Raw genomic sequence first — 2,452 nt, 5'->3', positions numbered from 1 at the left:
CACCGCCGCGGTCGCCCCCGCCCCCGCCACTGCCACTGCCACTGCCACTGCCATCCCCGACGTCCCGCGTGCCGACGCCGCGCCCCCGCTGTCCGCCGCCGACCGCGAACGGCTGCTGGCCGGCACCCACGACGACCCGCACGCACACCTCGGCCCGCACGCCCTCCCGGACGGCACCGTCCGCTTCCGTGCGCTGCGCCCGCGCGCGGTCTCCGTCGGCGTCCTCGTCCGCGACGGCGCTCAGGAGCTGCGTACCGAACTGCTCGACGAGGGCGGCGGGTTCTTCGCGGGCACGGTGCCCGAGGCCGCCGTGCCACCGCCGCCCGGCGTTCCCGCGTACGAACTGCTCGTGCGGTACGGCGACGGTTCGGGCGGGGACGGCGTACGCGTCGTCGACCCGTACGGATTCCCGTCCGCGCTCGGCGAGTTGGACCTGCGGCTGTTCGCCGAGGGCCGGCACGAGACGCTGTGGCGGGCGCTGGGCGCACGCACCATGACGCAACGGGGCGTGAGCGGCACGCGGTTCACGGTGTGGGCCCCGAACGCCCGCGGCGTGCGCGTCACCGGCGACTTCAACCGCTGGGACGGCACCGCCTACCCGATGCGCGCGCTCGGCACCTCGGGCGTGTGGGAGCTGTTCGTGCCCGGAGTCGGCGACGGCGCCCGCTACACCTTCGAGGTCGTACGGGAGGACGACTCGCGTGTGCTGCGCGCCGATCCGATGGCGCGGGCCGCCGAGACGCCCGACACCGGCGCCTCGGTGGTGCACACCTCCGGGTACCGGTGGCGCGACGGCGACTGGCTCGACCGGCGCGCCGCGGGCAACCCGCTCGCGGCGCCGCTGTCCGTCTACGAGATCCATCTGCCCTCCTGGCGCCCCGGGGCGACCTACCGCGAACTCGCCGCCGAACTCCCCGCGTACGTACGGGACATGGGCTTCACACACGTGGAGCTGATGCCGTGGGACGAGCACCCCTGCGGCAGTGCGCGGGCCCGGCGCCGGACCGGTCTGTTCACACCGCCCGCGCGGCTGGGCGACCCGGACGACTTCCGCCATCTCGTCGACACGCTGCACCGCGCGGGCGTCGGGGTGCTTCTGGGCTGGGCGCCGGGACACTTCCCGGACGACGAGCGGGGGCTCGCGCACTTCGACGGGCCCGCGCTGTACGAACGCCCCGCACCGGACCAACCCAGCCAACCCGGCCAACACAGCCAACAGGGCCAACACGGCCCGGAGAGGCCGGAGTTCGACTACGGGCGGCCCGCCGTGCGCAACTACCTGGTCGCCGCGGCCGTCCACTGGTGCGAGGAGTTCCACGTCGACGGGCTCCGCGTGGACGACGTCGCCACCATGCTCCGCACGGAGGGCTCCTGCGAACCGGGTGCCCGTACGGCCGACTCCCGTGCCGGGCAGGGGAATCGGGACGCGGTGGCGCTGCTCCAGCAGATGAACGCCACGCTCCACCGGCGCTGCCCGGGTGTGATCACCGCGGCCGTCGACTCCGCGTCCTGGGACGGCGTGACCCGCGCGACGGACCACGAGGGCGAGTCCGGCTTCGGCGGCCTCGGCTTCGACTTCAAGTGGAACACCGACTGGACGCACGACACGCTCGGCTATCTGCGCCTCGCACCGGCCGAACGAGCCCGCTGTGACGGCCTGTTGACGCGTGCCATGGCCCGCGGCTACGCCGAGAGCTTCCTTCTGCCCGTCCCGCACCACGAGGCGGCCCACGGCACCGTACGGACGAACGGGCGGACATCCGCGACGGCGGAGGGCGGCCCCTCGTCCCGGCTCGCCGACCTGCGCGCGGTCCTCGGCTTCATGTGGGCGCACCCGGGCAAGCAACTGCTCGCCATGGGACAGGAGTTCGCCCAGGAGACGGCGTGGTCGGAGGAACTCGGCCCGGACTGGCGGCTGTTGGAGCCCTCGACGCCGGGGAGCGACGGGCACCGCGGCGTACGGGATCTGGTACGCGACCTCAACTCCCGCTATGTGCGCACCCCGTCGCTGTGGCAGCTCGACGCCGACCCGGCGGGCTTCCGCTGGGTCGAGGACGGCGGCAGCCGCCCGGCGGACGCGGACGCCCGTGGCGTCTTCGCCCTGCTGCGCTTCGACGCCTCGGGCGCACCGCTGCTGGCGGTGAGCAACTTCTCGCCGGTGACGGTGCGTTCGTACCGGCTGGGAGTGCCCCGCACCGGCTTCGGCACCGGCACCGGCACCGGCTGGCGCGAAGTGCTCAACACCGACGACGCACGCTACGGCGGCAGCGGCACCGGCAACCCCGGCGTCCTCGTACCGTCCGAGCACCCGGCGCACGGGCTTCCGGTGTCGGTCACGCCGGTGCTCCCGGCGAGGGCGACGCTCTGGCTCCGTCCGGACTGACCGCCCCGCCCCCACCAGGGCGCACACGCGGGAAGGCCCGTCCGGTACGCACATGCCGTACCGGACGGG

Annotated in this window: 1 protein-coding gene; it reads left to right on the top strand. The window is 74.6% G+C overall.

Features of this window, described 5'->3' with window-relative positions:
* A partial coding sequence (gene glgB, locus AN218_RS30095) for a 1,4-alpha-glucan branching enzyme (RefSeq protein WP_338059653.1) occupies positions 1 to 2,383 on the top strand: 2,383 nt, incomplete at its 5' end.
* Positions 2,384 to 2,452 lie beyond the last annotated feature (69 nt).

This window comes from Streptomyces nanshensis (assembly GCF_001751255.1).
Classification (GTDB): domain Bacteria; phylum Actinomycetota; class Actinomycetes; order Streptomycetales; family Streptomycetaceae; genus Streptomyces; species Streptomyces nanshensis_A.
Note: the sequence above shows the minus strand (reverse complement) of the source record. Positions and strands in the feature narration are given on the sequence as shown.